The organism is Janthinobacterium sp. HH104, assembly GCF_001758715.1.
In the GTDB taxonomy this organism is placed as follows: domain Bacteria; phylum Pseudomonadota; class Gammaproteobacteria; order Burkholderiales; family Burkholderiaceae_D; genus Janthinobacterium; species Janthinobacterium aestuarii.
Genome location: NZ_LRIB01000013.1, coordinates 671599 through 695372, shown reverse-complemented (window position 1 = coordinate 695372; position 23774 = coordinate 671599). Strand labels below are relative to the sequence as shown.

The window sequence follows — 23774 nt, the reverse complement described above, 5'->3', positions numbered from 1 at the left end:
GTACGCCCTAATGGGTGCTATCAGGCAAAATCGGAGGCAGGCAGCGAGGTTAAGGCTGGGTGCCGGATGGCGCGGACTCACCGTCTGCCGCGCTGGCGAGCGGGGCAGGAGGCGTACCAACAATACGCAATTCGCGTTGCGGAAACGGTACAGTGACCTTATGTTCCTGCAAGGTGCGCCAGATGGCGCGGTTCACATTCGACTTCACGCCACCCGTGCCGTTTTCCGGATCCGCGATCCAGAAGCCGATCTGCACATCGAGGCCGTCGGCGCCGAAACGCACGAGGGTAGCCGATGGCGGATTGCTTTGCGACACACGCGGCACCTTGGCGGTCGCCTCTTCCAGCAAGGGGAAGATGACGTCCAGGTCCGTTTCGTAACCCACCGACACGGCCGTCGACAGCCAGACCATGCGGTTGCTCAGCGACATGTTCTGGACGCCGCCGGAAATCAGCATTTCATTGGGCACGATGGATTCAACCCCATCGCCACCCAATAACACAGTATAGCGCGTATTGATCTGCGTGACCTTGCCTGTAAATTGACCGACCGTGATCATGTCGCCGATGGTGAGGCTGCGGTCGAGCAGGATGATGAAACCGGAGACGAAGTTCGCGGCGATCTTTTGCAAGCCGAAGCCCAGCGCCACGCCGAAGGCGCCGCCAAACACGGACAGCACCGTCAGGTCGATCCCCACCAGCGACAGGCTGACCAGCACGGAAACAAGGATCAGCACGGCGCGGCCCATGCGCGAGAGCACTACGCGCAAGGAGGTGTGCAGGCCCTGCATTTTCATCAGGCGCTCGTCGAGCGAAGTGCCGGCCCACATGGCCAGCACCAGCAGCACGGCTACGGAAATAGCGGCTTGCAAGATAGCAGCCACGGACACCTTGTTGCGTCCCAGCGGCACGACGATGCTTTCCAGAAAGGTATGCAGCTCCGGCCACAGGCCTGTGATGTACAGGGCCATGCCGGCCCATACAACGACCGTGAAGATCTTTTCCAGCAGCAACATGGTGGGGCTGATATCGCCATGACGGGCAAAAATGCGGCGCAGCACATAAAAACCGAAGCGCACCAGCGCCATCGACGTGCACAGGGGGATGGCGATGCTGAGCAGATTCACCGACTGGAACTTGGCCAGGAAATGCTGCGCAATGCCCAGCAGCATGGCCGCCAGCACGGGCGTCAGGATGCGGATAAAGCTATCGGTGCGCTGCAGGGTTTCCGGCGTGGCCGGCGTCGCGGCCGCCTCGGCCCGCTGGTGCAGGAACACGCGCAACTGCCGCACCAGCAGCCAGCTCAGGGCCAGGCAGCCGACGATGACCAGCGCCTGCCACAGGATGGCCGGTTGACGGAAATCGTCGACAAAGTCAGTGATCAGGTTGAGCAGCGGGGTTTCATTCATGGCGGATGGAATCTGGAAGGTGGTGCGGGAAAACAAACGGGCGGGGTGCCCACAGCCTGCGCCAGACTGGCTGGCGCAAGTGCATGGCCACCGCTGCGATGCTGCAGCGATGGCCGGTGACAAACTTATTCGGCTGGCTCGGCGTCAACGTCGTCGGCCGGTTTTTCATCGGCGTAGACTTTTTTCGGCATAACCTTGCGCTCGAACACGGCGGCGAAGAAACCGTCGGTCTGATGCAGGTGCGGCAACAATTTCAGGTAGTCGCCCATTTCCAGCTCGATCTTCTGCTCGGCCAGCACCTTGTTCATCGGCACCAGGGTGAAGTCCGGATGGGCCGCCAGGAATTGCTCGGCGATAAAATCGTTTTCTTCATTCAGGAAGCTGCAGGTGGCGTACACCAGACGGCCACCGCCCTTGACGAGGCGTGCCGCGCCGGCCAGGATGGCTGCCTGCTTGGCTTGCAGCTCGACGATCGAGTTCGGCTGCTGGCGCCATTTCACGTCCGGATTGCGGCGCAGGGTGCCCAGGCCGCTACATGGGGCATCGACCAGCACGCGGTCGATCTTGCCGGCCAGGCGCTTGATCTTGGCATCGCGCTCATGCGCGATCTGCACCGGATGCACGTTCGACAGGCCGCTGCGGGCCATGCGCGGCTTCAGCTTGGCCAGGCGTTTTTCCGACACGTCGAATGCGTACAAACGGCCCGTGTTGCGCATCAGCGCGCCCAATGCGAGCGTCTTGCCGCCTGCGCCGGCACAGAAATCGACCACCATCTCGCCGCGCTTGGCGCCGACGATTTGCGACAGGATCTGGCTGCCTTCATCTTGCACTTCGATGGCGCCGCTCTGGAACAGGGGCAGGTTTTGCAGCGATGGCTTCTTGATCACGCGTAAACCCAGCGGCGCATAGGGCGTCGGCGTGCTGAGGATCGGCGCTTCGGCCAGGGCCAGCATCACGTCGTCACGCGTGGCCTTGAGCGAGTTCACGCGCAAGTCCAGCGGCGCCGGCGCGTTCAGCGCATCGGCCAGCGTCATGGTTTCCGCTTCGCCGAACTGGGCGATCAGCTTGTCGAACAGCCAGGTCGGCATGTTGGCGCGCATGTTCGACGGCATCAGGCTGCGGTCGATCTGCGTGATGCGTTCCAGCCATTCCACTTCTTCTTCCGTCAGGCCGCCCAGCGAATCGGCGCCCACCGCTTCGGCCAGGCCGAGGATGGTCAAACGGCGCATGGTCGGGCCACTGCCCGCTTCGGCGAAGTCCGTGAAGAACGATTTGTTGCGCAGCACGGCATAGATGCCTTCGGCAATGGCGCCGCGTTCGCGCGAACCGAGGCGCGGATGGTCGCGGAAATAGCGCGACAGGGTGGTGTCGGCCGGGGCCGTGAAACGTAAAATTTCGCGCAATACTTCTTCAGCATTGGCAAGTATCGCTGGTGGCAATCTCATTGTTATTCTTTCTGTAATATTTTATTGAGGGTCCACGCGGACCTGGCCATGCTCGACTGACAGTTTATCGTCAATGAACAGGCGGATGGCGCGCGGGTAAAGCAGATGTTCCTGTACCAGCACGCGCGCCGATAAGCTCTCTTCTGTGTCGCCTGGCAAGACGGGGACTTTCGCGCTTGCCACGGCCGGGCCATGATCGAGCTCGGCAGTCACGAAATGCACGGTCGCGCCGTGTTCCGTTACACGAGCCTCGAGCGCCTGGCGGTGTGTCGCCATGCCCGGGAACAGCGGCAGCAGCGACGGGTGGATATTGAGCATGCGCCCTGCGTAATGCTCGACGAAGGGCGGCGTCAGGATGCGCATGAAACCGGCCAGCACGACCAGGTCGGGGGCAAAACCGTCGATCACGGCTTGCAGCGCCGCATCGAACTGTTCGCGGCTGGCATAATCCTTGTTGGCAACGACTGCGGTCGCTATCCCATGTTCCGCGGCAAAAACCAATCCCTGGGCATCGGCCCGGTTACTGATGACGGCGGCAATACGGGCTGGCCATTGCTCGGCTTGCGCCGCGCGTACGACCGCTTCCATGTTGCTGCCGCGTCCGGAAATGAGGATAACGATATTTTTCATAGCGCGCATTGTACCCGCTATGGCGATGCGAACCAAGAAAGGCCGGCGATATTGTTGCGCCGCAACATGATCGCACAACAAGCGCTTTCGCCGGACAATGCTGCCTGCCAAGCGGGAAAAAGGCTGATTTTACGCTATCACAACGTGAGTAAGTGTTTACTCGAACGAATAGAAGACGCGGAACGGGACTTTCTTCTCGGCCCAGTAGTCGGCCGCGTCGCGGAACACGTCGAGCAGGATCTCGCGCGCTTCCTTGTCGAATTTTTGCGTATTTGGCAATTGCTCGAGCACCACCAGGAAGCCTGTCTGCGTGCCCGCCTTGAACATGGTGTCCGTCAGGCACAGGCGCAGCGCATCGAAATTCTTCGCCAGGTTTTTCGGAAACAGGAATGCTTCTGCAATAATGCCGATGACTTGTTGTTTGGTCTGTCCAGCGTTGCAATGTGCATATAAAAAGTGCTGCCCGAGACGGATCGCCTCGTCTTGTAATTCGGTCACGCGAAAGGCACGGATGGACTGGACAAGGTTGGGCGGCACGGTTAGTAACAAACTCATTTTTCCCTCAAATCGACCTGTTATGTATGGATCTCTTCTAGCTGCTCTTCTTATTGCATCCCCGCACGCGGGTCAATGCGCACGCGGTGATTCGATCTGTATCAACTTTTATGCGATTCAGTGCGATTTTATATAAGCCATACGCGTATTAGGGTAACGTGTTGTCCTGCATGAATCAACCCGAATATGATGTCAAACGCAAGATTTGTTACAAACCGCTGGTTTCAAGTCATTTCAACATCTTGTATCGATTGAAAGTGCATGTTACAGACTGTGGGGCAAGGGACTTGGGCTGTTACATTTTGTTGCCAGCCGAAACACTTGTCCCGGTCTGGCGGGATTACTATAGTCCCAAGTTGTAAAAAATACCCTGAAAGATTCTCTAGATAACGAGGTTACAAATGAACTTGCAAGCCAAATTGATGATGTCAGCCCTTTGTATCGGTGCATTGCCACTCGCCCAGGCCGCCGACTTTGAAGATTTCGGCAAGGTCGTGCGCGTCGTGCCGCAAGTGGAACAGATCAACCGTCCACGCCAGGAATGCCGTACGGAATACGTGCAAGTCCAGGCGCCGCCGCAACAGCGCAGCGCTGGCGGCTCCATCGTCGGCGGTATCGCTGGCGCCCTGCTCGGTAGCCAGGTCGGTGGCGGCAATGGCCGCACGGCCGCCGCAGCCGCTGGCGCGATTGCCGGCGCCGTCGTCGGCGACCGTGTCGACAACCAGAACAATTACCAGGGTGGCATGCAGGAACAAGCCGTCAAGCAATGCCGTCAGGTCGACCACTGGGAATCGCGCAACAATGGCTACCAGGTCACCTACGACTACCGCGGCCGCAACTACACGAGCATCATGTCCTACGATCCGGGCGAGCGCATCCGTCTGCGTGTATCGATCGAGCCCGCACAACAGTAAGAGTAGCAACCGGCCCATACCATGCCAGCCCCAGCGGCTGGCATTTTTTATGGCGCTCCGGCACGGGCTATAATGCGGCACACTTTCAGGCCGCCTTATGCTTATCAAACGAAAATCCATCGAACAAGTCGAATCCTCGCGCCCCGCGCGCAAGCCCCGCTACGCCCCTGTCACCCTGTCGGAAATGGATGGCGTGCGCTATCTGCATTTCGGCACGGAATGGGTGCAGGGCGCCATGCGCATCCGCAAGCCGGACTGGCCGGAACTCGAATACGCGCAGCAGATGATGGCGTGGATGCTGTGGATCGAGCAGCCGCAGCGTATCGCCCAGCTGGGCCTGGGCACGGCCGCGCTGACCAAGTTCTGCTACCGCCAGTTCCCGCAGGCGCAAGTCGAGGCCATCGAACTGAATCCGTCCGTCATCACCATCTGCGAATCGATGTTCAAGCTGCCGCCCAACGACGAGCGCCTGCACGTGCGCGAGATGGATGCGCTCGACTACGTCAACGACGACGCCAATCACGGCACCCTGGACGCCCTGCAGGTGGACTTGTATGACGCCACGGCGCGCGGTCCCGTGCTCGATAGCGCCGATTTCTATACCGCCTGCTGCGCTTGCCTGGCGCCGCACGGCATCATGACGGTCAACCTGTTTGGCGACCATCCCAGCTACGCGAAAAACATCAAGGCGATGAAGTTTGCGTTTGAACAGGTGGTCTGCCTGCCGGAAGTCCATGATGGGAACGTGGTGGCGATCGCGTTCAAGACGAAAGTGGCACTCGATGCCGAAGCGCAAGCCGCCCTGCTCGAGCGCGCAAAGCAGATCGTCGCCGAGACCAAGCTGCCCGCCAAATCCTGGGTCAAGGGCATCGTCAGCACCCTGTAACCGCCGGCCTGTCCAGGCAAGGCCGGCAGCCTGGAAAGGCGCCGGCCATGCCCGCTTCCCCTCCCCCCTCTTCCACCTCGCCCGACACGCCGCTGGAACTGCCGCAACTGCTGGCCTGGCTGCAGGAAGACGGCTTGCTCGATGCGGTGCAGGCGGCCGCCATCGGCACCCAGGCCGCCCTGCTGCCGGCGCCGGCCTTGCATCCTCTGTGCAGCATCGCCCACGGCGCACTCACGCTCGATACCCTGTGCGCGTGGCTGGCGCAACGCTCAAGCTTGCCGTATGTGCGCATCGATCCCCTGCACATCGATTTCAGCCAGGTGGCCGACGTCATGACGGCAGGCTATGCGGCCCGTTTCAACATCCTGCCCGTGGAAAGCACGCTTGACCGCATCGTCATCGCCACGGCCCAGCCTTATGCGCTCGCCTGGCAGGCGCAGCTGGGGAATCTTGCGCCACGCAAGCTGAGCCTGGTCATCGCCAACCCGCTGCACATCGCCGACGCCATCGCGCAATTTTTCAGCCTGGCCAGTTCCGTCAAGGTAGCCCGGCAGGCGTCCACGCAAGACCTGGCGCTGCGCCACAATTTCGAACAACTGGTGGAACTAGGGCGCAACAAGAGCAGCCTCGACGCCAACGACCAGCACGTCGTGCGCATCGTCGACTGGCTGTGGCAATACGCGTTTGCCCAGCGCGCTTCCGACATCCATCTGGAACCGAAGCGCGACGCGGGCCTCGTACGCCTGCGCATCGACGGCCGCCTGCACCAGGCCTATCAATTGCCGCCCGTCGTGCTGCTGGCCATGACGGCGCGCATCAAGTTACTCGGGCGCATGGACGTGGTGGAAAAGCGCCGTCCGCAAGATGGCCGCATCAAGACGCGCAATGCGCAGGGTCAGGAAGTCGAACTGCGGCTGTCGACCTTGCCCACGGCCTTCGGCGAAAAGCTCGTCATGCGCATCTTCGACCCGGAAGTGGCCGTCAAGAGCCTGTTTGACCTGGGCTTTCCGCCGGCGGATGCCGAACGCTGGCGCCAGCTGACGGCGCGCACGCACGGCATCGTGCTGGTAACGGGCCCTACCGGTTCGGGCAAGACCTGCACGCTGTACAGCACCTTGAAGGCGCTGGCCAGCAGCGAAGTCAATGTGTGCACGGTGGAAGACCCCATCGAAATGGTCGAACCGGCCTTCAACCAGATGCAGGTGCAAACCCAAGCCGGCATCGAGCTATCGTTTGCCGATGGCGTGCGGGCGCTGATGCGGCAAGATCCCGACATCATCATGGTGGGAGAAATCCGCGACCTGGCCACGGCCGAGATGGCCATCCAGGCAGCGCTGACGGGCCACCTGGTACTGTCGACCCTGCACACCAATGACGCGCCCTCGGCCGTCATGCGCCTGCTGGAACTGGGCGTGCCCGCCTATCTGCTGGAAGCGTGCCTGATCGGCGTGCTGGCGCAGCGATTGCTGCGCTGCCTGTGCGCGGGCTGCAAACAGCTGGACGACGCCCCCGACGCCGCGACATGGCAACGCCTGACGGGCGGCCAGCTGGAGCGGCCGGCCGCCGGGTACCGCCCCGTCGGTTGCACCCTGTGCCGGCACAGCGGCTACCTGGGGCGTGCCGGCATTTATGAACTGCTGAGCGTGACGGAAACGTTCGGCCAGCTGGTCAAGGCCGGCGCCGACCTGCACGCGCTGCGCCGCCAGAGCATCCTCGACGGCATGACGCCGCTGCGCATCGCCGGCGCGCGCAAAATCATCGATGGCACGACCAGCATCGACGAAGTGCTGAAACTCACGGCTGCCCTGCACTAGCAGGCCAGCACTTTCTCACAGGAATGCTTTGCATTCTTTTTCAACTGATATATAATGCGGCCTCTTTCGGGTCGTTAGCTCAGCTGGTAGAGCAGCGGACTTTTAATCCGTTGGTCGCAGGTTCGAATCCCGCACGGCCTACCACGAATGCGCAGTACTAAAAAGCCCATCCTCACGGATGGGCTTTTTTCGTTTCCGGCCCCCACGGTTATACTGGCACTTCGTCTTGCCAGCCCTGAAAGAAACGCATGAAACTTGCTGCCACCCTCCTCCTGGCCACCGCCTGCCTGTCCGCCCACGCGCAAACGCAAACACCGATCGTGCTCGACGGCCAGTACAGCGCGCGCACGGACGAGATGAGCTTGGAGATCATCGGCAAGCGCGTCTGCTTCGCGCCCGACAAGGCGCAGTGGGGCCGTTTGCCCCGCCCTGCCGCCACGCACGATGCGTGGTTCTGTTTTTCCAACGATGGCGAGGCACGCCGTCTGCTGCGCGTGCCCGCAGGCCAGGCCGACAATTGCGGCTGGCAGGCGCGTGCGCGCATCGTCATCGACAGCTATCAACCGTATGTGGAGCAAGGCGACGGCAACGACATGGCGCGCCTGGCGTCGGTGGTCAAGGTGGCGCAGCCGAACGCCATCGCCTGCGAGTAATCAGTTCAGTTCATACTCCTGCAGATAACGGGCAAACAATTCCCCATCGGATAGCGGACACGCAAACCCCGCGCCCCAGTCGGCCAGCAGCAATTGCTCTTTCAAGGGCAGCAGCAACAGCTCGGGCATGGCGTCGCTGCACCACAGGTCGCACACGATGCCCTTGTCGTCCAGGCCGGCAAACAGGGTCTCCGTCTTGTCGCCGCCAAAGGCCAGCACGTTCTTGCATTCCACGCGGTAAGTGCTGTAGCCCGTGTAGACGGCGTCATACGGCGGCAAGGCGTCGGCCAGCGCCAGCCGCAGCTGTTCCATCGTGAGGCCCAGCGCACCCATCTGCGACGGCGGCGCCTCGGGCACGTACATCTGCGTCCAGCCGGCGCCGCTGCGGTGCGCGTCGGCAAACGCCTCTTGCTCGCCCATCTGCGTCAGACAGTGCTGCAAGTTATCCAGTGGCAGCAGTTCGATCATGCAAAAATCGTCTTCGTGGTAGTACGCTTCCCGCATGTTTTAGTTCTCCAGCAAGTCTTGCAGTTGTACATTGCGCCGTGACGTCAGCCGGCCGGCCCAGGTTTCGCTCGTCACGGATGGATAGCGCACGGCGCCAAAGTTCATCCAGGCATCGCGGTACGCCAGCCACAGGCGCTGGGTGGCGCGGATGCCATCCTTGCTCACGGCGCCCGCATGGGTTTGCGCCGGCTTTTTCATCAGCTTGCCGTAGATGGCGTTGAGCTCCTTGTCCAGCGCTGCAGCCTGTTCCTTGGACATGCTGGCTGGCAGCTTGCCCGCTTCGTACTCGCGCAGATCGTGCGCCAGCAAATCGAGCTCGGCCGTGCGGGCGGCGATGCTCAGGGCGGCGCGCGCCGTGCCGCTCAAGTCCGTTTCATTGGCCGCACGCGCATCGGCAAACTTGCTTGCCGCCGCCTGCAGCTTTTGCAGCGACGCTTGCGCCACGGCCGGCATTGCTTCGCTGACTTTGGCTGTCGCCTGCCCGCGCACTCTTTGTTTCTGGCGCGCATCGATGGCGCTGCACACGCCCATCATATAGCCGCTCGTGATGTCGTCGCACAGGTCGATCATGCCGCGTCCGCTGGCATTGATCTGCTGCAAGTGCTCGATACGGCCCCGCATCTCGGCCGGCGCCGCATCGATGCTGCACGCATACTTGAGCGCCAGCAACGGGTCTTTTTGCACGCCCTGTCCATTCTGGTACAGCATCATCAGGACGGCGCTGTTTTGCGTGGCCATGGCGCAATGGCGCACGGGACGCCAGTCGGCCGGCTTGGGCGAGGACATACTCTTGGTATCGTAATACAGGTCCGTTGCCTGGCATTGCTGCAGGGACGCCACGGCCGATGGCGCCGGCAGGTCGGCGGGCGGCGGCGCCGCATCCTTGACCTTCAGGCAGCCTGCATACCAGGCCGTGCTTTCCGCGTGACCGACGCCCATGGCGCTCGTGTTCGGGTAGGGAGCGGGTGCGGCGGCAAAAACCGGGGCCGCCAGCAGGCAGCTCGCGCCCAGCAATATCGTTTTCAATAAGGGTAGACTAATTTTCATGGCCGGCCAAAGGTAGCGTCAGTAAAAGAACAAGTTTAACTGATCAGCCATGGCGCACCCGCCCGATACGTTGCCATCCTGCTTGGTAAGTAACGGTACCCAGCCTTGGCAGTGCAGGAAAGCATGGGCAATAATGTTGCCCGCTGTACTTTTTTCACTACTCCGGACCACGCCCATGACCTCACCCCGTCTTCGCCGTTCCCTCGGCTCCCTGCTGATCGCAGCGGCCTGTGCCTCTCTTGCCCAGGCCGCCGATACCAAAGCCACCACCCCCGTTGCCGCTACGCAAACGCAGGCCAGACACGCCATTACGCATGAAGACGTGTGGCTGATGAAACGGGTGGGCGCGCCCGTCGCCAGCCCCGATGGAAAGTGGGCCGTGTTTTCCGTGGTCGACAGCGCCTACTCTAGCCAAGAGCAATGGTCGGACCTGTGGATCAAGTCCCTCACCGACGACAGCCCCGCGCGCCGCCTGACTTATTCCAAGGGTGGCGAAAGCGCCGTGGCCTGGTCGCCGGACAGCCGCCAGCTGGTCTTCGTTGCCAAGCGCGACGGCGATGACGCGGGCCAGATCTACCGCCTCGACGTGGCAGCCGGCGGCGAAGCGCAACGCCTGACCTCGCTCACCCTGGGCGCGCGCATGCCGAAATGGAGCCCGGACGGCAAGCAGTTGCTGTTCATCAGCGATATCTATCCAGGCAACAAGACGGAAGCCGACGTCAAGCAAAGCGCGAAAGAACGCAAGGAGCGCAAAGTCAGCGCCCGCTCGTATGAAACGACGGCACCGCGCTATTTCGACAAATGGCTGACCGACAAGCAGGTGCGCCTGTTCGTCGTTGATGCGCAAGCGGACGCCAAGCCGCGCGACATCCTGTCGGGTACGCAACTGGTCACCCTGCCGGGCTTTGGCGGCGGCCAGGGCGACGAAGGACAATCGCTGGACGCCGTCTGGACGCCGGACGGCAAGGCTGTCGTCTTCAACGCTGCCACCAACCGCGACGCGGCCCAGCGCGAAGCCGTCGTTTCGCAACTGTATTTGCTGCCTGTGGCCGGTGGCGAAGCGCAGCGCTTGACGCAAGACAAGCACAGCTATGGCAGCCTGAAATTCGCGGCCGACGGCAAGACCCTGTTCGCCTTGAGCGACGCGGAAACGCCAGGCAAGGTGTATGACGTGAAGCGCCTGGCCAGTTTCGCCTGGCCGATGAGCAACCCTGCCCCGACCATCCTGACAGCCAAGCTGGACCGTTCAATCTCCCGCTTCGTGCTGCCCGAAGGCGGCAAGCGCGTCATCTTCAGCTATGAACATGCGGGCTTGGAAAAGCTGTACTCGATCGACACCAGGGGTGGCGACGTGCGCGAGGAGCCATCCTTGCCGACGGGTACCATCAACTCGCTGAGCAGCGGCGGCAAGGCCCTGGTCGGTGTGTGGGAGTCGTCCATCAACCCGCCGGAAATCTACGCGTTCAACGGCAAGCAGCCGAAGCGCCTGACGGCATTCAACACGGACAAGGCCGATAAAATCGACTGGCAGGCGCCCGAGCACTTCTGGTTCACCACGGCCGACGGCCGCCAGATCCACAATATGCTTGTCAAGCCCGCCAACTTCGATCCGAGCAAGAAATACCCGCTGTTTACCGTCATCCACGGTGGCGCGGCCAGCATGTGGCGCGACCAGTTCGTGCTGCGCTGGAACTATCACTTGCTGGCCAAGCCAGGCTATGTCGTGCTGCTGACGGACTACAAGGGTTCCACCGGCTATGGCGAGGAATTCTCGCGCTCGATCCAGTTCGACCCTTTGAAGGGCCCGGGCGATGAAGTCAACCAGGGCGTCGATGAAGCCATCAAGAAATATCCATTCATCGACAGCACGAAGCTGGCCGCCGGCGGCGCCAGCTATGGCGGCCACCTGGCCAACTGGCTGCAGGCAACCACCACGCGCTACAAGGCCATCGTCTCGCACGCGGGCGAAATGGACCTGATCATGCAGTGGGGCACCAGCGATGGCGGCTTCGGCCGTGAAACGAATGCGGGCGGCCCCGTCTGGTCGAACCTGCCCGTGTGGCGCGACCAAAGCCCCATCATGCAAGCGGGCAACCACGAAAAAGGCACGGGGTTCACGACCCCGATCCTGATCACCGTGGGCGAGCTCGATTACCGCGTGCCGGCCAACAATGCGCTGATGAACTTTGCCGTGCAACAGCGCCTGAACGTGCCGGCGAAATTGCTGGTGTTCCCGGACGAAAACCACTGGATCTTGAAGGGCGAGAACAGCCGCTTCTTCTATAGCGAAGTCGAAGGATGGCTGGCTAAATATCTCAAATAAATCCTGAAACGTTCTTGATAAACAGAAGCCAGGCTTCGCACACGCGGGCCTGGCTTTTTTCATGCAGCTTGCGCGGCGCTCACGGCCGCCTTCTGACGCTGGATCGCCAGCACCATCAGCGCGGCGACGAGACAGGCGGCACCGGCCGCGAACAGGGCCGGGTTGTAGGTCAGCATCAGGGTGCGGATGCGGCCCGCCCCATACGCGGCCACGGCGGCACCCAGCTGGTGGCCGGCGAAGATCCAGCCGAACACCATGCCCGCCCGCTCCCGGCCGAACGTGCCCCCCACCAGTTTCACGGTCGGCGGCACGGTGGCGATCCAGTCGAGGCCATAGAACATGGCGAACAGCGACAGGCCGTACAAGGTGAATTCCGAATACGGCAGCCAGAACAGCGACAAGCCCCGCAAGCCGTAATACCAGAACAGCAGTTTGCGGTTGTCATAGCGGTCCGACAGCCAGCCGGACAAGATCGTGCCGAACAGGTCGAACGCGCCCATCATGGCCAGCACGGACGCGGCCGGCACGGCGGACAAGCCCGAATCGCCGCACAGGGAAATGAAGTGCGTCTGGATCAAACCATTGGTGCTGAGGCCGCAGATGAAGAAGGTGCCGAAGAGTATCCAGAAAGTGCGGTTCCCCGCCACGCTGCGCAGTATCACGAACGGCGTGGCAAACGTCATTTTTACTGCCGGCGCCACCACCAGGGGCGTGGCCGGGTCGGCGCCGTAGGGACGCAAGGCGATATCCTGCGGACGGTTGCGCATGCATAGGAAGGCCAGCACGGCGACGAGGGCGCAGGCGACGAACACGGGCATGACGGCCGTGCGCCAGCCGTAGTGCTCGATCAGCCAGGCGCCCACGGGCAGGAACAGCAGCTGGCCCGTGGCAGAGCTGGCCGTCAGCACGCCCACCACCAGGCCGCGGTGCGTCTCGAACCAGCGGTTCGCCACCACGGCGCTCAAGACCAGCGCCGTCATGCCCGAACCGAGCCCCAGCAGGATGCCCCACAGGGCCACCAGGTGCCAGAACTGCGTCATGCGCGTGGCCAGCAGCATGCCGGCAGCGATCAGGCCCAGGGCCACGCAAATGACATTGCGCAAGCCGAAGCGTTCCATCAGGATGGCGGCAAACGGCCCCATCAAACCGAACAGCACGAAGCGCACGGCCAGGGCCGAGGAAATCTGCTCGGCATCCCAGCCGAACTCGCGGCTCAGAGGCTGCATCAACGCGCCCGGCAAGCCCAGCGCAGCGGACGAGGTTAATGCCGTGAGGAAAGTGATGGCGACGATGACCCAGGCAAAGTGCACGCCGCGCCGCTCCAGCCATTGCGAAAAGGGATAGGAAAGCATGCAGTCCTCATGAGTAAGAGCGAAGAGAAAGAGTGGATGCCGATCAGCATCAGCCGACAGGATTTTTCTCATGTTATATTATGATCGTAATTTATACAATCAAAAAAAACTGGAGCCACACTGCTGCGTGCGGCTCCAGTCCTCGTTTTGAGACATGTGCGGAATGGGCTTATTTCACCTTCAAGCCATTCTTCACATCCGTCACGCCTTCCACGCCACGGGCCAAGTCGGCGGCTTTCTGCACTTGCGCCTGCGAAGGCACGAAGCCGCTGAGCATGACGACCCCGTTGACCGTTTCCACGTGCACGTCGAGCGCTTTCAAGTCATTGTCCTTGACGAGGTCAGCCTTGATTTTCGTGGTGATGACGGAGTCGGCCACGGCCGTCTTGGTGCTGCCGGCCGCGTTGCGCGTCACGCAGGCGGCCTTGGCCGTCGCATCCATGGCGTCGCAGTTTTCCTTCGTCGTGGCGGGCGGATTTTGCGCCACGTTGGTGCCATCCCGGGCGCCCGTGTTGGCATCGGCCAGCGCGGCCGTTTTCGCCGCCTTGGCATCGTTCATGCACGATGTCTTGTCGGCGCCCGTCTGGTCGCCGCATTTGGCCTTGGCCAGGTCATACTCGGCATTGGCGACGTCCTTGCGGGCCTTGCCCAGTTCGCGCGGCGTGTTGCGGTATTGCGCCACGGCGTCCGATTCGGCCTTGGCGCGCGCCACCTTGGCTTCTTCCACGCAGATTTTTTTCGCATTGCCGCTCTGGGCGTCACAGGCGGCCTTGGCCTGCTTGTAATCGGCCGTTGCCTTGTCCGTCAAACTCTTGTACGAGGCATCCTGCGCATACGCTGGCGTGGCGGCAAGCAGGGCGCTGGCACTGGCGGCCAGCATGAGTGCGATCATTTTGTTCATGATGGTTCCTCTCTGGTTAGTTGATGCCCAGATTAGACCCCTGCCGGAAGCAAAGCTCCGTGCGACAGCACACGCTGACCGTCCATTCACTTAAAAATCATCGTTTATTTGTCGCCGCTCAAGCCTTTTCGCCACAATACTTGCGCCTGTTCAAATATTGAAGCGGGCCCATCAAATACACCGGCGCCATCGGCCAGCGCCAGCCATGCCTGCGTGGCGTGGGAACCGCCTGCACCGCCGCCCGCAGCCTCGCCACCGGCGCGCACGTCGCGCATCCAGGCCAGCACATCCTGGTACTGCCCCGGGTGGCGCCCCTTCATCCAGGCCAAGGCCACGAGGTCCGCATACCCTTCTTCGCGGCGCGTCTCGCGCAACTCCTGCGCCAGCGGTGTCAACCTGCCGCGCTGCGTGCTGCGCGGCTCGACAAAGCCGCGTGGCAAGGCATGCCAGTCGCCCTGCGCATAGCGCTGGCAATGGCCGATCTCATGCGCCGTCATCGCTTCCATCATCAGGCCGTGGCGCTTGGCCGGCACGCCCTGCAAGACGCTGTCAGCCTGCGCATTGCCGCGCAAGGACAGCACCAGCTTGCAGCGCCCTGCTTCGTAACCCAGCGCCAGCGGCACGGCGCCGGGCGCATCCTGCGGCTGCACGATGATATCGATGGGCAAGCCTTGCGCACGTGCAAACGCGATGACGGGTTGGCCCGCCTGCAGCCAGCGGGTTTCCAGATCGGTAAGCTGGGCGGCTGCCACGGCGGGCAAGGCAAGGGACACACTTAACAGCGGGAACAGTTTCAACATGGGATCAACAGGAGAAATGGGGATTTACTAATGCAGAGTAAGCGGTGAAAATATTTCCACAAGGAAAAACTGGCAACTTTTTATAAATAAAGACAAAAAAACCGGCGCAGAGGCGCCGGCTTCTCAGACTGACAATAATCAAAGTCAGCTTATTTCTTCGCCGCCTGGTCCAGCGCGCGGGCCGTGACGAATTCCGGGCGGATATCGTTGGGCACGGCCTTCATCTTGTCGAGCGCCACCTGCACTTCAGGGCGGATGACCACGTACTTGCTCATCATGTCTTTCGCGCGCGCATAGTCGCCCGTTGCCTCGATGGTCAAAAATTCACGGTCCAGGTCAATCACGGCCTGCTTGATCTTGCCAAAATCGACGCCGAACTTGCCGTCGCCCAGCGAGACAAAGCCGCCCTTGTCGAGGATGTAATTCATCTGGATGGCCATGCCACGCGCATGCGAATCCGTCAGGCCGAAATGCAGGGTGCGGAAACCCGAGGCGAGGAACGTGTTGTACAGCTTGCGCTCGGCCGCGTCGCCCTGGCCCAGGGTATCCTTGAGCTGCCCCTTGTCCATCATGTAGCGCAAAGCGAACAATCCCGTAATGTCGGCCTTGGCTTCTTCGATGGTCGAATACGCTTCCTTCAAGTCCTGGCGCGGCGTCGATGGCTTGCCGTCGACGACGGTCGCGTGCGGGCCCAGGCCGTGCATGATTTCATGCGCGAGGATGTGCGTGAAGAAGGAATTGAAATCGACGTCTTGCTGCGCTTCGGGCGTCAGCACTAGTTTCGAGATCGGCGTCAGGGTGGCCTTGAACTTGGCTTCCTGCACGTTTTTCAACATGACGCGCTTGGAGCCGCGCGCGCTGATGATGCGCTCGTCGTTCGGCAAGTTGTAGGCAGCCGTCTGCACGGCCATGTTGCCGTCGCCGGCGCCATACACCTGGTTGACCACCACCATCGGCGCCAGCGCGCCCACCTTCGGGTTGCGGTACTGGGCGTCGAGCGGCAGGTTGTCTTCCAGCTCCTGCATGTGCTTGGCGAAGAAGTTCAGCTTCTGCGTTTCCGCCTGGTCGCGGATGTTCACGTACGCTTCGAACGCGGCCTTGTAGCCGAACAGCTCATCGTTATACGTCTCGTACGGGCCGATGGTGATGTCGACGGGCGAATCGAGGTCCATCCAGGCGAAATCAGACGGCAGATAGTCGTTGTCGAGGAAAGCCTTGGCGCGCAGGGTGAGGAATTTCTTCAGCGACGCGTTATCCGTGGCGGCAGCAGCTTCATCAAGAAGCTTCGCCAGTTGCTTGAGTTCCACCTTGTATTCGTCCGAATACTTGACGGTCTGATATTTTCCATCCTTGCCCGCGCGAATCGTCGTGAAGAACCATTGCGCCTGCTGCTTGTCGTCGGCCGAGAGGCCATTCATCCACGTTTCCAGGCTGGCCTTGGTAGCGCCCTGCGGATAGAAATTGCCCGCTTCCGGCTTGTGCGCGGGAATGGCGATGCCGGCATAGCTGGCCGGCATGAACGAGGCGTGCGCGTCGAGCACCGACCAGGGACCTTTATTGATCCAGAAATAGTTCAGACGGGCCTGACCCAGCTTTGACGTGTCCTTCTTCAATGCCGCCCACAGCGCTTCATTGCCGGACCAGCGCTGGCGCAGCTGCAGCACGTCGACCAGCTTGGCCGCTTCGACCAGCTTGGCGATGGCCTGGCGGTCGCCGGCAGACAGGTGCGTGACATCGGCCGTCAGCGCGACGGGCGCGTAGCGGGCGCTCATGGCCGCCAGTTGTTGCGCGGTGGCCGGGGTGGCCGGCGTTGCGGCGCAAGCGCTGCCGACGGCGGCAGCCATCAGCAGGGGGAACAGGATACGTTTCATGGGGACCTCAGCAAACAATGTAAGGTCCCGATTGTAAACGAGCGCCGCTTAAAACTCTTCCCATGCGTCATCGGCGGGCACCTTGGAGGCCAGCTTTTTCAGTGCCGGCTTCGCTGCGGCCTTGAGGACCGGCCTGGCAGCAGTCACGGCGGCCGGACGCGCACGCGCCGGCTGCGGCGCCTGCAGCTGCACTTGCGAGTTGTCGAGCTTGAAGATGCTGACCACCTGCGACAGGCTGCCGGCCTGCGCTTCCAGCGACGCGGCGGCCGAGGCCGACTGCTCCACCAGCGCCGCATTCTGCTGCACCACCTGGTCCATCAGGCCGACGGCCTGGTTGACCTGTTCGATGCCGGACGACTGCTCGCGCGTGGCCACACTGATTTCGCCCATGATGTCGGTCACGCGCTTGACGCTGTCGACAATATCTTGCATGGTCGTGCCTGCTTCATCGACCAGGCGCGCGCCCGTGCCGACGCGCTCGACCGAGTCGTCGATCAGCGACTTGATTTCCTTGGCGGCCTGGCTGGAACGCTGGGCCAGGCTGCGCACTTCGGTGGCGACGACGGCAAAGCCGCGGCCCTGCTCGCCGGCGCGCGCCGCTTCCACGGCGGCATTGAGCGCCAGAATATTCGTCTGGAAAGCGATGCCGTCGATCACGCCGATAATGTCGACTATCTTTTTCGAGGATTCATTGATGGCGGCCATGGTCTGCACCACCTGCGCCACGACGGCGCCGCCCTTGACGGCCACACCCGAGGCCGATACGGCCAGCTGATTCGCCTCGATCGCGTGCTCGGCATTCTGCTTGACGGTGCCCGTCAATTGCTCCATCGACGTGGCGGTTTCCTCGATCGAACCGGCCTGCTGTTCCGTGCGGTTCGACAAGTCAAGGTTGCCGGCTGCTATTTCGCGCGAATTGGTGGCGATGGTCTGCGTACCGGCGCGCACCTGGCTGACGATGGCCACGAGGCTGTCGCGCATGCCGCGCATGGCGTACAGCAAGCTGTTGCGGTCATTCGGCCCGGTAGTGATGGTCACTGCCAGGTTACCAGCGGCAATTTCACCGGCGATGGCGGCCGCGTAGTCGGGCTCGCCGCCGAGCTGGCGCAGCAAGCCGTGGCTGATGCGCCAGGCCGCGATGGTGCCGATGGCGATCGCGCCCAGGCACAGCAGCACCATGAAGAAGAAAAAGCTGCGCGCCACCGTGCTTGCGCTGTCGGCCTGTTCGCGGCTCATCTTTTCTTCGAGGTCGATCAGCTGGTTGACGGACGCAAGCCAGCCCGTGAAGGCGGCGGCGCCCTGCTGCTGCAGCAAGGCGGTGGCGCCGGCCACATCATCGGCCAGGCGCAATTGAATCACCTTGGCGATGATCGGCTGGGCCTTCGCTTCACTGGCCTTGATGGCGGCCAGGGCCGTGCGTTCCGCTTCGGTCACGCCCTTGCCGCTGCCGATGATCTGGTCGAGCGGTGCGGCGGCCTGCGCGTAATTGGCGGCCAGCGTTTCGATGCGCGCGATTTCCGGCTTGGCCGACGCCGCGTCGGCCGCCAGCACCACGTCGCGCAGGGCGATCGCGCGGTCATGCACGCTGCCACGGAAATTGATCGCATGGCGCTGCTTGACGTTGTTGACGTCGCTGATACTGGTGAGGATGGCGTCGATCTTTTGCACGCGGTTGATGCCGAGTGCGGTAACGATGATCAGCAGCAACAGGACCAGGCCGAATCCCGTATAAAGCCGTGTGCTGATTTTGGTGCTTTGCATATCCGTCTCATCCATTCATTCATGAAAATGTCCAAATTCTTCATCACCATGATGTTGACATTTGGAAATAAAAGTTAATTTATCATGAATGGAAGCAGGCTGCCTGAGGCCGGTCAAAAGCAGCCTTTTTTGCGGCTTTGAGACCTACCACACGTGGTAGACTTGCCCCGTCTGCGCCCCTTCCACGCTGCGGCTGTAGGCCAGCGCTACGCGGCTGGCGGCGGCCGGCTCGAAGCCATAGAAGAACGGGCCATACGCTTCCAGCGACTCTTCCAGCACCGTCGGGCTGACTACATTGATGCGCACGCCGCGCGCCAGTTCGATGGCGGCGCCCCGTACAAAGCCTTCCACGGCCGCATTCGTCATGCTGGCGGCCGCGCCGAAGCGGATCGGCTGCTCGGCCACGATGCCGCTGGTCAAGGTAATCGAGCCGCCGTCGTTCAGGTATTCCTGCGCCACCAGCGCCACGTTGACCTGGCCCATCAGCTTGCTGTCCAGGCCCAGCTGGAACTGCTCGGGCGTGAATTCTGCCAGAGGGCCGAAATGCAGCTTGCCGGCCGTGACGACGACGGCGTCGACCTTGCCGATGCGCTGGAACAGGGCGCGCACTTGCGCGATGTCGCCCATGTCGGCCTGGTGCGTGCCCGTGCGGCTGCCCACTTCGATGATTTCATGGCGTTGCGCCAGTTGCGCGGTGACGGCCTTGCCGATGGTGCCGCTGGCGCCGATGATGACGATTTTCATGCTGCTTCCTTGTGTGGGTTGAACGATGGAGCCAGTATGCGCCGCTTCCAGAAAGGAATAAATGCGCTAGAATTTACAAGATTACCAACCCACAGTTTGCAATCAAGGCGATATGGATAAATTGCGCAGCATGGAGATCTTTGTGTCCGTCGTCGACCAAGGCAGTTTCACGGCGGCCGCCGACACCTTCCGCATCTCGCCCGTGATGGTGGGCAAGCACATCAAACAGCTGGAAGAGCGGCTGGGCACGCGCCTGCTGGCGCGCACGACGCGCCGGCAAAGCCTGACGGAAATCGGCCGGCAATACGTGGAGCAATGCCGCCAGATCCTGGCGCAGATCGCGGCGGCCGAAACGGGCGCGGAAGCGATGCGCGCCACGCCGCGCGGCAAGCTGAAGATCACGGCGCCCGTGTCCTTCGGCAGCGAATGCATCGCGCCGCTGATGGCCGACTACCTGACGGCTTATCCTGACGTGAGCCTGGAGCTCAATTTGAATGACAGGATGGTGGACCTGGTGGAGGAAGGATTCGATGCGGCCATCCGCATCGGCAAGCTGGAAGATTCCGGTATGGTGGCACGGCCCTTGCGGCCGTATGCGATGGTGATCTGCGCCTCGCCCGCCTACCTGGCAAAGCACGGCACGCCGCGCATGCCGGACGACCTGGCGCGGCACGAATGCGTGGATTTCATGCAGTGGTCGCGCCACATGCGCTGGCGTCTGAGCGGCAAGGAAGCGCGCCACGATGGCGCTGCGGCCGAGAGCCGCTTCCGCTCGAACAATGGCCAGGCACTGCGCATGGCGGCACTGCACGGCTTCGGCATCGTCATGCAGGCGGAGATTTTACTGGCCGACGATATCGCGGCGGGAAGGCTGGTGCCGCTGCTGGCCGATTACGTGCCTGCGCCGCGCCTGATGCATGTGCTGTATCCGCGCGACCGCCATCCCACGCCGAAGCTGACGACCTTCATCGATTTTCTGCTGGAACGCTACGGGCCGGCGGCGACACCGCCACCGGCCACGCTCACGTAATCGTCGTACCTAGTTCACCTTCGCGGCGGGCGCGGAAGCCAGCTTGGCCAGCTCGCCGTCCGGCTGCCAGCCAGCACCTAAAGAACGGGCTACAGCCACCGTCGCCAGCAGGCGCTGGGTCTTGATCTGCGCGGCGGCGCGGTCCGCTGCCAGCGAACTGCGCTGCGCGTCCGTGACGTCCAGGTAGGTCGAGATGCCGCGCTCGTAGCGCGTGCGCGCCACCAGGTAGGCGCGCGCCGCCGCTTCCTGCGACAGGGCCTGGGCGTCGCCCTGCAACTGGCGCTGCTCCACGTCGGACAGCGCATCTTCCACTTCGCGCAAGGCCGTCAACAGCTTCGTTTCATGGTTCGCCACGGCTTCCGCATAGCGCGCCTTGGACAGGTCAAGATTGGCCTGGTTGCGGCCACCGTCAAAGATCGGCAGGGACAGGGCCAGCGGACCAAAGCTGAACTGGCGCGAACCGCCCTGCGCCAGGTCGCGCAGCTTTTCCGACGCATAGCCGAAATTGCCCGTCAATTGCAGCGACGGGTAAAACGCGCCTTCGGCCACGCCCACTTGCGCATTCGCCGCGCGCAGGCCCGCCACGCTGGACACGAGGTCCGGGCGGTGCGCCAGCAGGCTCGCAGGCAAGCCGACAGGAATGGCAGGCGGCAGCGGCAAGACGGATGGATCGGCGGCCACCGGCAATTGCAGTGCCGACGGCGGCTTGCCCGTCAGGGTGGCCAGGCTGTTTTCCAGCTGGTTGCGCTGGCGCTTGACTTCATGCAGGTCGGCCTGCGCGTTCGACAGCTCGACTTTCGCGCGCGCCAGGTCCAGCTCATTCGTCAAGCCCGCGTTGAAGCGCGCTTCGACTAGCTGCGCCGATTCGCGGCGCGTGTCGAGCGCGCCATTCAGGATGGCCATTTCCGCATCGAGTCCGCGCAGCTGCCAGTAATTGCTGGCCACTTGCGATGACAGCATCAGCAGCACGCCGTCGCGGTCGGCCTGCGCCGCCAAGGCTTGCGAGTCGGCCGCTTCGACCATGCGTTTTACACGGCCCAGCAAGTCGACTTCATACGACAACGAGCCGCCGATCGAAAAATTATTGCCACTGATGGAGCGGTTGCCCAGGGCCAGGCCCTGCGAAGTGTTGGCCGAGGTGCGCGAGTTCGAGATCCCCGTGCTGACGTTCACGCTCGGGCCCTGGCTGGCGCGCGCCGTGCCGCTTTGCGCCAGCGCCTGCAGCAAGCGCTCGCCAGCCGCTTTCACGCTCGGGTTGTCCTGCAGCGCGCTCTGCTCGAGGCGGTTCAGGGTGGCGTCGCCGTAGATGCTCCACCATTCTTTGGGCAGCTGCGCGGCATCCGCCGCGGCCGCACCATGGCGGAAGGTGTCGGCGCCGGCGACATTGCCCGGCGCGGTGAAATCCTGGCCCACGGTGCCGCAGGCGGACAGCGCCACGGCAAGGGAAGCGGCCAGCGCAATTTTCGTCAATACTGTTTGCATGATGTGTACCTTCTTGTTCTTGAGGTGCTGCACGTGCGGGCTGTGCGCGGTCAATGACCGCCGCCACCGCCACCGGGAGCTTTGAGTTTGTCGGCCAGCCACAGGGGCACGATGCAGGCCAGCAGGATGGCGCCGATCAGGAAGAAGCCATCGTTGTAAGCCATCACATACGCTTCGCGGCGCACGATGCCGTCGATCGCCTGCAAGGCCTGGTTGCCGGCCGTGACGGCGTCATAGCCCTTGGCCATGAACGACGACGTCAACTGGTCGATGCGCAGCTGGGTGGCGCTGGAATACGCATTGATCGCTTCGCCCAGGCGCTGCGAATGAAAATGCTCGCGAGTGCTCAGGGCCGTGGCCAGCAGGGCGATGCCGATCGAGCCGCCCAGGTTGCGCGTCATGTTGAACAGGCTCGAAGCGGACGGCATGTCTTTCGGCGCGATGCCCTTCATGGCGAAGTTCGACAGGGTCAGCATGACGAAGGGCTGGCCCAGCGCGCGCACCACCTGCGACCACAGCAGCTGGTCGTAGCCGGTGGACGCGTCCATGTAGGCATTCATCATGCACGAACCGCCAAACAGCAGCAGGCCGAACGAGCACAGGATGCGGTTGTCCACCACGGACGACAGCTTGGCGACAAACGGCATGATGAACAGCTGCGGCAAGCCCACCCACATGATGACTTCACCGATCTGCATCGGCGAGTAGCCGGCGATCTGGCCCAGGAACAGCGGCAGCAAAAAGGCCGAGCCATACAGGCCCATGCCCGTCACGGCCGACAGCACGGTGGCCACTAAAAAATTGCGCTGGCCATACAGGGCCAGGTTGACGAACGGTTCGGCGCGCGTGGCGCTGGTGACGACCCAGCCCAGGATGCCCACCAGGGCCATCGAGGCGAAGGCGATGATGAAACCGGAGTCGAACCAATCCTTCGAGTTGCCCTCTTCCAGAAAGATGGTCAGGCAGCCGAGGCCCAGGGCCATGAAGAAGATGCCCAGCCAGTCGGCCTTCCAGAACATCTCGAGCTTCATCGGCTCCTTGTCCAGGCCATAGATCATGCCGGCGATCAGCAGCACGCCCGGCACCCAGTTGATGTAGAAGATCGAAGGCCAGCCATACAGCTCGCTCAGATACCCGCCCAGGGTCGGGCCCATGGCCGGCGCCAGGGTGGCCGTCAGACCGAAGATCGCCATGCCGACGGCGCGCTTCGACGGCGGCAGCTTGAGCATCACCAGGGTGAACGCCATCGGGATCAGGGCGCCGCCAGTGAACCCTTGCAGCATGCGGAAGACGATCATGCTTTCCAGGTTCCACGCCGTGCCGCACAGGGTGGAGAACAGCAGGAAGAAAGCGGTGGTGCCGATCATGTAGGTACGCAGTCCGAACACGCGCGCCAGCAGCGCCGTGAGGGGAATGACGATAATTTCCGCCACCAGGTAGGCCGTGGAAATCCACGAGCCCTCTTCCTGGGTGGCCGACAGCGAGCCAAGGATATCCTTGAGCGAGGAATTGGTGATCTGGATGTCGAGCACCGCCATGAAGGCGCCCAGCATGCCGGCGGCGACCGCCAGCCAGGTGCGCCCGGAGACTTTCTCGTCGATCACGGGAAACGCTGGCGGCTTCGCCAGCGTGGTGGAGGGGCTGCTCATGG

At 62.5% G+C, this 23774-nt stretch carries 20 protein-coding genes and 1 tRNA gene; 7 read left to right on the top strand and 14 right to left on the bottom strand.

Annotation, left to right across the window (positions count from 1 at the left end; translation table 11 throughout):
- Positions 1–49 precede the first annotated feature (49 nt).
- From JAB6_RS03910 to JAB6_RS03895, 4 genes are all read right to left on the bottom strand, one after another.
- Positions 50–1408, bottom strand: coding sequence for a mechanosensitive ion channel family protein (locus JAB6_RS03910; RefSeq protein WP_070301433.1), 1359 nt, complete (start codon positions 1406–1408; stop codon positions 50–52).
- Positions 1409–1533: 125 nt separating this feature from the next.
- A complete protein-coding gene (locus JAB6_RS03905) occupies positions 1534–2853 on the bottom strand; it encodes an RsmB/NOP family class I SAM-dependent RNA methyltransferase (protein ID WP_070301432.1) in 1320 nt (439 codons plus the stop codon).
- Positions 2854–2874: 21 nt separating this feature from the next.
- Positions 2875–3483: a phosphoribosylglycinamide formyltransferase gene (gene purN, locus JAB6_RS03900; protein WP_034747453.1), complete on the bottom strand. Its 609-nt coding sequence runs from the start codon at positions 3481–3483 to the stop codon at positions 2875–2877.
- A gap of 156 nt (positions 3484–3639) precedes the next feature.
- Positions 3640–4038, bottom strand: a complete 399-nt coding sequence (locus JAB6_RS03895; protein ID WP_034747450.1) for a barstar family protein — start codon at positions 4036–4038, stop codon at positions 3640–3642.
- Positions 4039–4439: 401 nt separating this feature from the next.
- Here JAB6_RS03895 and JAB6_RS03890 point away from each other — a divergent pair, with 401 nt between their 5' ends.
- The 5 genes from JAB6_RS03890 to JAB6_RS03870 all read left to right on the top strand — a co-directional run bounded on the left by JAB6_RS03890 (position 4440) and on the right by JAB6_RS03870 (position 8305).
- A complete protein-coding gene (locus JAB6_RS03890; protein WP_034785134.1) occupies positions 4440–4952 on the top strand; it encodes a glycine zipper 2TM domain-containing protein in 513 nt (170 codons plus the stop codon).
- A 97-nt stretch (positions 4953–5049) separates the two neighbouring features.
- Positions 5050–5838 carry a spermidine synthase gene (locus JAB6_RS03885; protein ID WP_070301431.1) on the top strand — a complete coding sequence of 263 codons (789 nt, stop codon included), beginning with the start codon at positions 5050–5052 and terminating at the stop codon, positions 5836–5838.
- A 47-nt stretch (positions 5839–5885) separates the two neighbouring features.
- Positions 5886–7652 carry a GspE/PulE family protein gene (locus tag JAB6_RS03880; protein ID WP_070301430.1) on the top strand — a complete coding sequence of 589 codons (1767 nt, stop codon included), beginning with the start codon at positions 5886–5888 and terminating at the stop codon, positions 7650–7652.
- 68 nt (positions 7653–7720) lie between these two features.
- Positions 7721–7796, top strand: a tRNA-Lys gene (locus JAB6_RS03875).
- A gap of 104 nt (positions 7797–7900) precedes the next feature.
- A complete protein-coding gene (locus tag JAB6_RS03870; RefSeq protein WP_070301429.1) occupies positions 7901–8305 on the top strand; it encodes a hypothetical protein in 405 nt (134 codons plus the stop codon).
- Here JAB6_RS03870 and JAB6_RS03865 read toward each other — a convergent pair whose 3' ends face one another.
- Together JAB6_RS03865 and JAB6_RS29540 are read right to left on the bottom strand one after the other, a co-directional pair.
- Positions 8306–8809 carry a hypothetical protein gene (locus JAB6_RS03865; RefSeq protein ID WP_070301428.1) on the bottom strand — a complete coding sequence of 168 codons (504 nt, stop codon included), beginning with the start codon at positions 8807–8809 and terminating at the stop codon, positions 8306–8308.
- Positions 8810–8812: 3 nt separating this feature from the next.
- Positions 8813–9859 carry a lysozyme inhibitor LprI family protein gene (locus JAB6_RS29540; RefSeq protein ID WP_083292512.1) on the bottom strand — a complete coding sequence of 349 codons (1047 nt, stop codon included), beginning with the start codon at positions 9857–9859 and terminating at the stop codon, positions 8813–8815.
- 175 nt (positions 9860–10034) lie between these two features.
- On the opposite strand from JAB6_RS29540, the gene JAB6_RS03855 reads away from it, so the two are divergent.
- Positions 10035–12182 carry a S9 family peptidase gene (locus JAB6_RS03855; protein ID WP_070301426.1) on the top strand — a complete coding sequence of 716 codons (2148 nt, stop codon included), beginning with the start codon at positions 10035–10037 and terminating at the stop codon, positions 12180–12182.
- Positions 12183–12241: 59 nt separating this feature from the next.
- Here JAB6_RS03855 and JAB6_RS03850 read toward each other — a convergent pair whose 3' ends face one another.
- The 6 genes from JAB6_RS03850 to JAB6_RS03825 form a co-directional block, all read right to left on the bottom strand.
- The gene (locus JAB6_RS03850) at positions 12242–13534 is read right to left on the bottom strand and encodes an MFS transporter (RefSeq protein WP_070301425.1); all 1293 of its coding nucleotides are present in this window, start codon (positions 13532–13534) and stop codon (positions 12242–12244) included.
- Between the two features lie 169 nt (positions 13535–13703).
- On the bottom strand, positions 13704–14435 hold the full coding sequence (locus JAB6_RS03845; RefSeq protein WP_070301424.1) for a BON domain-containing protein: 732 nt from the start codon (positions 14433–14435) through the stop codon (positions 13704–13706).
- A gap of 104 nt (positions 14436–14539) precedes the next feature.
- Entirely contained in the window at positions 14540–15235 is a 696-nt protein-coding gene (locus tag JAB6_RS03840) for a hypothetical protein (protein WP_070301423.1), read from the bottom strand.
- 149 nt (positions 15236–15384) lie between these two features.
- Positions 15385–17106, bottom strand: coding sequence for a hypothetical protein (locus tag JAB6_RS03835; RefSeq protein WP_070301422.1), 1722 nt, complete (start codon positions 17104–17106; stop codon positions 15385–15387).
- 48 nt (positions 17107–17154) lie between these two features.
- On the bottom strand, positions 17155–18867 hold the full coding sequence (locus JAB6_RS03830; RefSeq protein ID WP_070301499.1) for a methyl-accepting chemotaxis protein: 1713 nt from the start codon (positions 18865–18867) through the stop codon (positions 17155–17157).
- A 144-nt stretch (positions 18868–19011) separates the two neighbouring features.
- Positions 19012–19611 (bottom strand): short chain dehydrogenase, encoded by a 600-nt coding sequence (locus JAB6_RS03825; RefSeq protein WP_070301421.1) that lies wholly within the window; start codon positions 19609–19611, stop codon positions 19012–19014.
- Between the two features lie 112 nt (positions 19612–19723).
- Between JAB6_RS03825 and JAB6_RS03820 the strand changes: the two genes are divergently transcribed.
- Positions 19724–20641, top strand: a complete 918-nt coding sequence (locus JAB6_RS03820) for a LysR family transcriptional regulator (protein WP_034747414.1) — start codon at positions 19724–19726, stop codon at positions 20639–20641.
- 9 nt (positions 20642–20650) lie between these two features.
- On the opposite strand, the gene JAB6_RS03815 is transcribed toward JAB6_RS03820, so the two are convergent.
- Both JAB6_RS03815 and JAB6_RS03810 read right to left on the bottom strand, forming a co-directional pair.
- Positions 20651–22123, bottom strand: coding sequence for an efflux transporter outer membrane subunit (locus JAB6_RS03815; RefSeq protein WP_070301498.1), 1473 nt, complete (start codon positions 22121–22123; stop codon positions 20651–20653).
- 50 nt (positions 22124–22173) lie between these two features.
- Entirely contained in the window at positions 22174–23772 is a 1599-nt protein-coding gene (locus JAB6_RS03810) for a DHA2 family efflux MFS transporter permease subunit (protein ID WP_070301420.1), read from the bottom strand.
- Positions 23773–23774 lie beyond the last annotated feature (2 nt).

What these genes read in the sequence shown, in the direction of transcription:
- JAB6_RS03825 (WP_070301421.1), bottom strand. Translation starts at nt 19,611, where the DNA reads ATGAAAATCGTCATCATCGGCGCCAGCGGCACCATCGGCAAGGCCGTC.
- JAB6_RS03880 (WP_070301430.1), top strand. Translation starts at nt 5,886, where the DNA reads ATGCCCGCTTCCCCTCCCCCCTCTTCCACCTCGCCCGACACGCCGCTG.
- JAB6_RS03910 (WP_070301433.1), bottom strand. Translation starts at nt 1,408, where the DNA reads ATGAATGAAACCCCGCTGCTCAACCTGATCACTGACTTTGTCGACGAT.
- JAB6_RS03845 (WP_070301424.1), bottom strand. Translation starts at nt 14,435, where the DNA reads ATGAACAAAATGATCGCACTCATGCTGGCCGCCAGTGCCAGCGCCCTG.
- JAB6_RS03855 (WP_070301426.1), top strand. Translation starts at nt 10,035, where the DNA reads ATGACCTCACCCCGTCTTCGCCGTTCCCTCGGCTCCCTGCTGATCGCA.
- JAB6_RS03890 (WP_034785134.1), top strand. Translation starts at nt 4,440, where the DNA reads ATGAACTTGCAAGCCAAATTGATGATGTCAGCCCTTTGTATCGGTGCA.
- JAB6_RS03905 (WP_070301432.1), bottom strand. Translation starts at nt 2,853, where the DNA reads ATGAGATTGCCACCAGCGATACTTGCCAATGCTGAAGAAGTATTGCGC.
- JAB6_RS29540 (WP_083292512.1), bottom strand. Translation starts at nt 9,859, where the DNA reads ATGAAAATTAGTCTACCCTTATTGAAAACGATATTGCTGGGCGCGAGC.
- JAB6_RS03895 (WP_034747450.1), bottom strand. Translation starts at nt 4,038, where the DNA reads ATGAGTTTGTTACTAACCGTGCCGCCCAACCTTGTCCAGTCCATCCGT.
- JAB6_RS03820 (WP_034747414.1), top strand. Translation starts at nt 19,724, where the DNA reads ATGGATAAATTGCGCAGCATGGAGATCTTTGTGTCCGTCGTCGACCAA.
- JAB6_RS03870 (WP_070301429.1), top strand. Translation starts at nt 7,901, where the DNA reads ATGAAACTTGCTGCCACCCTCCTCCTGGCCACCGCCTGCCTGTCCGCC.
- purN (WP_034747453.1), bottom strand. Translation starts at nt 3,483, where the DNA reads ATGAAAAATATCGTTATCCTCATTTCCGGACGCGGCAGCAACATGGAA.
- JAB6_RS03810 (WP_070301420.1), bottom strand. Translation starts at nt 23,772, where the DNA reads ATGAGCAGCCCCTCCACCACGCTGGCGAAGCCGCCAGCGTTTCCCGTG.
- JAB6_RS03835 (WP_070301422.1), bottom strand. Translation starts at nt 17,106, where the DNA reads ATGAAACGTATCCTGTTCCCCCTGCTGATGGCTGCCGCCGTCGGCAGC.
- JAB6_RS03885 (WP_070301431.1), top strand. Translation starts at nt 5,050, where the DNA reads ATGCTTATCAAACGAAAATCCATCGAACAAGTCGAATCCTCGCGCCCC.
- JAB6_RS03830 (WP_070301499.1), bottom strand. Translation starts at nt 18,867, where the DNA reads ATGCAAAGCACCAAAATCAGCACACGGCTTTATACGGGATTCGGCCTG.
- JAB6_RS03865 (WP_070301428.1), bottom strand. Translation starts at nt 8,809, where the DNA reads ATGCGGGAAGCGTACTACCACGAAGACGATTTTTGCATGATCGAACTG.
- JAB6_RS03815 (WP_070301498.1), bottom strand. Translation starts at nt 22,123, where the DNA reads ATGCAAACAGTATTGACGAAAATTGCGCTGGCCGCTTCCCTTGCCGTG.
- JAB6_RS03850 (WP_070301425.1), bottom strand. Translation starts at nt 13,534, where the DNA reads ATGCTTTCCTATCCCTTTTCGCAATGGCTGGAGCGGCGCGGCGTGCAC.
- JAB6_RS03840 (WP_070301423.1), bottom strand. Translation starts at nt 15,235, where the DNA reads ATGTTGAAACTGTTCCCGCTGTTAAGTGTGTCCCTTGCCTTGCCCGCC.